Annotated in this window: 8 protein-coding genes; 6 read left to right on the top strand and 2 right to left on the bottom strand. The window is 62.7% G+C overall.

Features of this window, described 5'->3' with window-relative positions:
* The coding region (locus tag EN969_RS08320) for a cupin domain-containing protein (protein WP_164758180.1) at positions 1 to 367 on the bottom strand (367 nt) is incomplete at its 3' end.
* Positions 368 to 517: 150 nt separating this feature from the next.
* On the opposite strand from EN969_RS08320, the gene EN969_RS08315 reads away from it, so the two are divergent.
* The 6 genes from EN969_RS08315 (at position 518) to EN969_RS08290 (ending at position 7,072) form a co-directional block, all read left to right on the top strand.
* Positions 518 to 1,417, top strand: a complete 900-nt coding sequence (locus tag EN969_RS08315; protein WP_063168663.1) for a LysR family transcriptional regulator — start codon at positions 518 to 520, stop codon at positions 1,415 to 1,417.
* Positions 1,418 to 1,538: 121 nt separating this feature from the next.
* Positions 1,539 to 2,984 carry a PAS domain S-box protein gene (locus EN969_RS08310; RefSeq protein WP_013530540.1) on the top strand — a complete coding sequence of 482 codons (1,446 nt, stop codon included), beginning with the start codon at positions 1,539 to 1,541 and terminating at the stop codon, positions 2,982 to 2,984.
* A 109-nt stretch (positions 2,985 to 3,093) separates the two neighbouring features.
* On the top strand, positions 3,094 to 3,471 hold the full coding sequence (locus tag EN969_RS08305) for an ester cyclase (protein WP_024501791.1): 378 nt from the start codon (positions 3,094 to 3,096) through the stop codon (positions 3,469 to 3,471).
* 141 nt (positions 3,472 to 3,612) lie between these two features.
* Complete coding sequence (locus EN969_RS08300) at positions 3,613 to 4,668, top strand: YeiH family protein (RefSeq protein WP_063168664.1); 1,056 nt, start codon at positions 3,613 to 3,615, stop codon at positions 4,666 to 4,668.
* A 99-nt stretch (positions 4,669 to 4,767) separates the two neighbouring features.
* Entirely contained in the window at positions 4,768 to 5,847 is a 1,080-nt protein-coding gene (locus EN969_RS08295; RefSeq protein WP_063168665.1) for an AraC family transcriptional regulator, read from the top strand.
* Between the two features lie 175 nt (positions 5,848 to 6,022).
* On the top strand, positions 6,023 to 7,072 hold the full coding sequence (locus tag EN969_RS08290) for a dienelactone hydrolase (RefSeq protein WP_063168666.1): 1,050 nt from the start codon (positions 6,023 to 6,025) through the stop codon (positions 7,070 to 7,072).
* A gap of 8 nt (positions 7,073 to 7,080) precedes the next feature.
* Here EN969_RS08290 and EN969_RS08285 read toward each other — a convergent pair whose 3' ends face one another.
* Positions 7,081 to 7,578: a GAF domain-containing protein gene (locus EN969_RS08285; RefSeq protein ID WP_063168667.1), complete on the bottom strand. Its 498-nt coding sequence runs from the start codon at positions 7,576 to 7,578 to the stop codon at positions 7,081 to 7,083.
* Between the last annotated feature and the right edge of the window lie 389 nt (positions 7,579 to 7,967).

Below are 7,967 nucleotides of genomic sequence, written 5' to 3'. Positions count from 1 at the left end.
GCTCCAACCAGTCGACGACCTTGCCGTCGAGCGCTTCGGCGATAGCGATGTGGCTCATCGCCGTGGTCGGCGCGGCGCCATGCCAATGCTTCTCTCCGGGCGCGAACCAGACGATGTCGCCGGGCTGGATCGATTCGATCGGGCCGCCCTCGCGCTGCGCCAGGCCGGCGCCCGAGAGGACGATCAGCGTCTGGCCGAGCGGATGCGTGTGCCAGGCGGTGCGCGCGCCGGGCTCGAAAGTCACGGTGGCGCCGCCGACCCGGGCGGGCTCGCTGCCCTTGAACGGCGCGTCGATGCGCACCGCACCGGTGAAATAGTCGGCCGATCCCTTGGCCGAGGCCTGAGAGCCGTTTCGCGTGATGTCCATGGTTTTGTCCCTTCCTGGCAACAGCCATGACACGACCGCCCGGCTTTAGAGACGGCCGGAGGTGCCCGGTGTGATAACGCCTATCTAGGGTCTGCGATTGGTGCCGATTAGGTGCTATATCCAGCATGATCTTATGAAGGGGGCTCATGAATGCCACGTGACAACCTGAACGAGCTAACCGCCTTCCTCGCTGTGGCGCGCGAGGAAAGCTTCACCAGGGCGGCGGCCAAGCTCGGGGTTTCCCAATCGGCGCTCAGCCACACGGTGCGGGCGCTGGAGGAGCGGCTGGGTGTACGGCTCCTGACCCGCACCACGCGCAGCGTGTCGCCCACCGAAGCCGGGGAGCGGCTGCTTCGCACCGTCGGGCCGCGGCTGGACGAGATCGAGACCGAGCTCATTGCCTTGAGCGCATTGCGGGAAAAACCCGCCGGCGCCATCCGCATCACCGCCGGTGAGCACGCCGCCGATGCGGTCCTGTGGCCGGCGATCGCCCCGCTGCTGCCCGACTATCCCGACATCAAGGTCGAGATCATCGTCGACTATGGACTGACCGACATCGTCGCCGAGCGCTTCGACGCCGGCGTGCGGCTGGGCGAACAGGTGGCGCGCGACATGATCGCGGTGCGCATCGGCCCCGACATGCGCATGGCGGTGGTCGGCTCGCCAGCCTATTTCGCTACCCGACCAAAGCCGCGCACGCCGCAGAACCTGACCACCCACAATTGCATCAATCTGCGGCTGCCCACCTATGGCGGGCTCTATGCCTGGGAGTTCGAGAAGGCCGGACGCGAGCTGAAGGTTCGGGTCGAAGGCCAGCTTGTGTTCAACACGGCCGCTCTGCGCATGAACGCGGTGCTCGCCGGCCTCGGCCTTGCCTATCTGCCTGAGGAGCAGGTGACGGCCCATCTGGCCAACGGCCGGCTGGTGCGTGTGCTCGCCGACTGGTGCGGGCCCTTCCCCGGCTACCATCTCTATTACCCCAGCCGCCGGCAAGCCACGCCGGCCTTCTCGCTGCTGGTCGACGCGCTGCGCTACCGGGGCAAGGAGTAAGTCGGTGAGCAGCTTCCACCCGGCTTTGACTCGCCGCCGCCTGCGGTGACTATCCCCGGAAATGGTCGCGGAACCATTTCCGCGGCACCGCGTTCACTGCGGTTAACTGGAACTCCTATACGTGGCGCAAGTGACGAAAACCTCGAGCTCGACCTTTGATCTGCCCCACCAAATCCTCGATAATCTTCCCGTAGCAATCTACACCACCGACACCGAAGGCAAGATCACCTATTTCAATCGGGCCGCGGCAGATTTCGCTGGGCGCGAACCCGAGCTCGGAAAAGACCAATGGTGTGTGACGCACAAGCTGTTCACGACCGACGGTGAAGTGTTGCCGCATGACCAATGCCCGATGGCTGTCGCGCTAAAGGAGAACCGGCCGGTCAGAAACCAGTCGGCTATCTCCCAACGCCCGGACGGCACGCGTGTGCCGTTCCTTCCCTATCCCACACCGCTTCATGACGAGCAGGGCAGACTGGTCGGCGCCGTCAATATGCTGTTCGATCTCACTGACCGCCATCATGCCGACGAGGCCAGGCATCATCTGTCAGCCATCGTGGAGTCTTCCTTCGATGCCATCGTCAGCAAGGATTTGAACGGAGTCATCAGGAGCTGGAACTCAGCCGCCCAACGTCTGTTCGGTTACACCGCCGACGAAGCAATCGGAAGGTCGGTAACTATGCTGATACCGGACGACCATTTGGACGAAGAGCCGCGCATATTGGAGCGCATCCGCAAAGGCGAGCAGGTCGAGACCTACGAAACCATCCGCCGCCGCAAGGACGGCAGCCTTGTGCCCGTATCCCTGACAATCTCGCCGGTGCGCAACGCCGTCGGGCAGATCGTCGGCGCCTCGAAGATCGCCCGCGACATATCAGTAGCCAAGGAGAACGAATATCGCATCCGCATGCTGATGCGCGAGGTCAACCACCGGGTGAAGAACCAGTATTCCGTCATCATCTCGATGATCCGGGAGACCAGCAAGCGGTCATCGACGCCGGCCCAGTTCGAACGTCAGGTGCGCGAGCGCATCATGGCGTTGTCGCTCTCGCATGACCTTCTGGTTTCCGGCGACTGGAAGGGCGCCACGATCTTCGAACTGCTGCTTGCGCAGGCCAAACCGTTCGGCAACGAGGAGCGGATCTCAATGTCGGGCCCTTCCCTGACGCTGAGCCCCAATGCCGTCCAGTACCTCGGCATAGCGTTTCATGAACTCGCGACCAATTCCGCTAAATACGGCGTCCTTTCGGCCGCAGAGGGAACGATAACGGTGCAATGGAAGGTAACCGGACTGGTCGGCCAGAAACAGTTCCAGCTGATCTGGAAAGAGAGAGATGGTCCTGAAGTACAGACGATCGGCCATGGTGGTTTCGGCAGCGTGGTGCTGCGGCGCGTCGCTCCAGCCGCGGTGAGCGGCACCGGTGTTCTCGAGCATGATAGCCACGGTGTCACCTGGACGCTGCAAGCACCGTTGACCCAACTTGAGGCCTCGGTTGACAGCGAGCACGTTGATCAGCGTGCGTTGGACCAGGTGATGAGCGGACACGAATTCGGAATTGTTCCCTGAACTTGGGCACTGGCAACAGGACTACGGCCCGCTATGTGTTGCTTTTATTGTACGTCCTGGCCTTCAGCCCTGTCGCAATATGGCGGGCATCAGCACCGGAGCCATCGCCGTGACCGTGACCGACCTCTATCGAGGCTACATCGCCTGCCTCAACAATCAGGACTGGCAGAAGCTGCATCGCTTCGTTCATGACGAGGTGCACTACAATGGCGACCGCGTCGGACTGTCGGGTTACCAGGACATGCTGGAGCGCGATTTTCGGGAAATCCCAGACCTCTATTTCGATATCCAGTTGCTGATCGCCGAACCGCCGTTCCTAGCCAGCCGGCTTCAGTTCAACTGCACGCCGAAGGGAACCTTCTTCGGGCTCCCTATAAACGGCAGGAAGGTGTCCTTCAGCGAGAACGTCTTCTATGAATTCCTCGACGACCGGATCAGGAACGTCTGGTCGGTGATCGACAAGGCCGCGATCGAGGCGCAGCTTTAATCCAGGTCGCCCAGAAAGCGACGTCTGCGCGGCAGCGCCCGTGGATCGTTCGTAAAAATCGATCATTCTAACGAAAATAATTCGTTGGAAAGATTGGTTTAGGAATGGCATTCTCCCGGCATACTCGCCTGGAGCATTGCATTGTCTTCCGTTTCCCACTTCGCGAACGATATTCCAAAAAGCGCGTTTCCTGCCGATGTCGCGCAAGGGCGAAAATCCCTTAGCTGGAATGGCATCGTCCCCGGCATCGTGCTGGTCACGATGATCACTGCCGTCGCCTTCTCGGCGCGCAATGTTTCCGGCTTCGCGCTGTTCAGTCCAATGATCCTCGCCGTCGTCGCCGGCATGATCTACTCCAACGTGCTCGGCACGCCCGTGCACGCCAAAGCCGGTATCGCATTCTCGCAAAAGCGCCTGTTGCGCTTCGCCATCGTGCTGCTCGGCTTCCAGCTGACGCTCGGCCAGGTGGTCTCGATCGGCGCTGGCGGCGTCGGCATTGTCGCGGCGACGCTTGGCGCCACCTTCGTTTTCACCATCACGCTTGGCCGGCTGATCGGCGTCGACGCCAAGCTGGCGCAGTTGATCGCCGCCGGCACCTCGATCTGCGGCGCTTCGGCCATCGTCGCCACCAACATCGTCACCGATGCGCGCGACGAGGACGTCACCTACGCCGTCGCCTCGATCACCTTGTTCGGCACCGTCGCCATGCTCGGCTTCCCACTCATGGCGCCCATGCTCGGCCTCGACCAGCACGCTTTCGGCCTGTGGGCCGGCGCCTCGATCCACGAGGTGGCGCAAGTCATCGGCGCCGGCTTTCAGAACGGCACCCAGTCCGGCGAGATCGCCACCGTCGCCAAGCTGACCCGCGTCGCCATGCTGGCGCCGATGGTCGTCGCGCTCGGCCTGATGGCGCGCGGCAGGAGCAGCAGTGAGGTGGCGGCGCGGCCGCCCATGCCGTGGTTCGTCGCCGCCTTCGTCGCTGTCGTGGCGTTGAACAGCTTGGTCACGGTGCCCACCGAGATGAAATCGGCAATGGCGCTCGCCACCACCATCATGCTGACCATGGGCCTGGCCGCCATGGGCCTGCAGGCCGACATCTCTCAGCTGCGCTCGCGCGGCCTGCGCCCGCTGGCGCTCGCCTTCTCGGCCTTCCTGTTCATCGGCTGCTTCAGCCTGATGCTGGTGAAGTTCGCCTGAGCTTGATCGCCGGCACGCAGACGGCACAAGCGAGTTTGGGAATCAAATCACATCGGCTACGGTCTGCCGCGCATCAACACGCGAGCCCGCACCCGATCCATGCCGTTTGTTCCCTTACCCTTCGTCGTCGCCCTGTCGCTGTTCATCCTGCTTTGGGTCGTCGCCAGCCGCCAGGATGAGGCAGCACCGAACCTGCCGTTTCTCGCCCTGATCCTTGTTGCAGCGTTGCAATCGGTGCTCACCGGACTGCGCTGGGGCTATGGCATCAGCGAAGTCGGCTATATCGCCCCCGTATCCGCCGCGATCATGCCGTCTCTGCTCTACGCCGGCGTATCGAGCCTGGTTCGCACCAGCGACCGCCGGTGGCCGGCCCTGCTGGGGCTCCACGCGACACCCGCGGTCATCATCATCATGCTGATAATCTTTTGGCGCGAGGCGATCGACGTGGCGCTGACATCAATCGATTTCACCTACGCCGCCGCCATTCTCTGGCTGCTTCGCTCCGGCGCCGACGGGCTTCGCCTTGCGCCCTTCGACGGCGCGGTCCCGGTCTACAGGGCCATCCTTTTCGCGGCAGCTACGCTGTGCCTGTCGGGAGCCGTCGACATGCTGGTGTCCTTCGATCTGGCGTCGGGACATGGCGCTCGCGCGGCAACCGTGATCGGCATCGGCAATCTTTTCATGCTCGTCATTGTCGGCATGGCGGCGGCTGCGGCCAGCCAAAGCCATGTCCCGCTCAATGCCGCCGAGCCCGTCGAGACTTCGTCCCCACCCGACGCCGGCGAGAACGCCGATGCGATCGCCAGGGTCAACGAGTTGATGCAGGAGAAAAAACTATATCGCGACGCCAATCTCAACCTCAACCGGCTTGCCCGGCGCGCCGGAATTCCAGCACGGCAGATCTCAATGGCGATCAACCGGGCCACGGCCAGGAACGTCTCGCAATATGTCAACGGACACCGCATCACCGAGGCCTGCCGGCTGCTGAGCGAGACCGATCAGTCCGTGACGGAGATCATGTTTGCGGTCGGCTTCCAGACCAAGTCGAACTTCAACCGCGAATTCCGCCGCGTCACCGATATGACCCCGCTCGCCTGGCGGGACCGGAACGCGCCTGACGCGGCGCCCTCGCTTGCGAACCGGCGGGCGGCTGAAATCGGCAGCGCCGTTCCGCACTGAACGGTACTCAATCGCGATAAAGCACGTCCTTGATCGCGATCAAGGTCGCGGACTTCGCTCCGATCCGCTGACATTGGGTCGCTAACACTGCAATCGAACATGACCGCCAGCTTGCCCGGACGCTGTAGCCTCCGGCCTTGCCACCTATAGGGCGCGTTCGACAACGGAGATTTCAATGAAATTCTGGACTATGCTCTGCGCCGTCGCTGTTTCCACGGCGCTCATGCAACACCCCGCAGACGCCGGCGACAATGTCGGCGTTCGTCAGTTCCCTGCCCCATCCAAGGAGCGCGGCATCGATCTCGATGTGACGGTCTGGTATCCCGCGCAACCGGGCGGCGAGATGGTTATATCAGGCGACACCGCGCTTTTCGCCGGAACGGCCGCCATGCGCGATGCGCCTATCGCTGGCGGAAAATTCCCGCTTATCCTGCTTTCGCATGGCGCTGGCCTGGCGGGAACCCCACACGCCCTGAGCTGGATTGCAACGCCTCTGGCCAGGCAGGGATTCGTCGTCGCCGCTCCCACACACCCGGGAAATACGGGGAAAAACAGATCCGCCGCCGAGACGATGAAACTCTGGTTGCGGCCCGCCGATCTCACGGCTGCCCTGACCGCGACGGCGAAGGACGCTTTCTTCGCAGGGCACCTCGAACAAGGCAAAGTAGGCGTCCTCGGTCTTTCCATGGGCGGCAACACGGCGCTGGCGATAGCCGGTGCCCGCATCGATCCGAAATTGCTGGCGGCCTATTGCGATACGGACCTGCTCAATGCCTCGCTCTGCGACTGGGTCAGGCAAAGCGGCGTCGATCTTCACGCCATGGATTTGCAGGCCGCCGGTCGGGACAACCGGGATGAGCGCATTCATTTCGCCATGGCGATCGATCCTGCCCCATCCGATGTCTTCGATGTCAAAAGCTTTGCCGGTATCAAAATTCCGGTCGCTATCGTCAATCTTGGCCGACCAGGAAAGATTCCCGTGACCGCCGACGCATCCGAGATCGCAAAAGCAATTTCAAAGGCGAGCTATGCGACGATCGCGGATGCGAGCCACTACAGCATGTTCGGCGAATGTAAGCCCGGCGCTGCCGGCATCATTGCGGCCGAACAGATCGGCGACCCGGTTTGCGATGACGGTGGAGCACGATCGCGCGGTGATATTCACGCGCAACTGATCGACATGACGATTGCAGCTTTCAATCGCGCGCTGAAGACCGAGCCGTAGGACGCAGCTCAGTCCTCGAACGAACTCGCCGCGGCATAGATCGCCGCCAGCGTCTCGATGCCGGCCTGGTCGGCCTTGTCGAAGCGGCCGGGCAGCGGGCTGTCGAGATCGAGCACGCCGAAGACGCCTTCATCGTCCTCGAGCAGCACCACCAGTTCCGAGCGCGAATCGGCATCGCAGGCGATGTGGCCGGGAAAATCATGCACGTCCTTGATCAGCATCGAGGTGCCGAGTTCGACCGCCGTTCCGCACACGCCCTTGCCGACGGCGATGCGCACACAGGCCGGCTTGCCCTGGAAAGGCCCGAGCACCATTTCCTCGTCCGACTGCAGGAAATAGAAACCGGCCCAGTTGAGGTCCGGCACCATCTGGAAGATGAGTGCTGCGGTGTTGGCGGCGTTGGCGATCGAATCGCGCTCACCCTCGAGCAGCGCCTTCAATTGGGTGGCGAGGTCGCGGTAGAACGCGGGCTTGTCTGAGGTGTCGATGGCCTTGGCCGCAAACATGAACGTGTCTCCGTGTCGGGGATGGCGGTTCGTCCGATCGCTTGCCAAAGTCCGGCGAGCTCCGCAACCAGACGGCCGCCTGGACAGTCTAGCGTGGATTGCGTCCCCTTCGAAAGCCGCAAGATCATGATTGCCTCCCGGGACTGAGCCGGGCGACTGCGTAAACTTTGCGATGATCATCTTGAGAATCGTAGCGGCCCCGATCGGGGCCGCCATTCACATCTCCAACAGATCGGACAAATCCTGGGTTTTAGTAGCCGCCCATGCCGCCACCGCCGCCACCCGCAGGTGCTGCATCCTTGGCCGGAACGTCGGTGATCATCGCTTCGGCGGTGATCAGAAGGGCTGCGATCGAGCCGGCATCCTGGAGTGCGGTGCGCACCACTTTC

The sequence above is a fragment of the Mesorhizobium sp. M7A.F.Ca.CA.003.01.2.1 genome (assembly GCF_003998945.1).
GTDB lineage: Bacteria > Pseudomonadota > Alphaproteobacteria > Rhizobiales > Rhizobiaceae > Mesorhizobium > Mesorhizobium ciceri.
The sequence above is the reverse complement of the archived record's forward strand: the minus strand, read 5'-3'. Positions and strand labels throughout refer to the sequence as shown.

What these genes read in the sequence shown, in the direction of transcription:
- EN969_RS08315 (WP_063168663.1), top strand. Translation starts at nt 518, where the DNA reads ATGCCACGTGACAACCTGAACGAGCTAACCGCCTTCCTCGCTGTGGCG.
- EN969_RS08295 (WP_063168665.1), top strand. Translation starts at nt 4,768, where the DNA reads ATGCCGTTTGTTCCCTTACCCTTCGTCGTCGCCCTGTCGCTGTTCATC.
- EN969_RS08290 (WP_063168666.1), top strand. Translation starts at nt 6,023, where the DNA reads ATGAAATTCTGGACTATGCTCTGCGCCGTCGCTGTTTCCACGGCGCTC.
- EN969_RS08285 (WP_063168667.1), bottom strand. Translation starts at nt 7,578, where the DNA reads ATGTTTGCGGCCAAGGCCATCGACACCTCAGACAAGCCCGCGTTCTAC.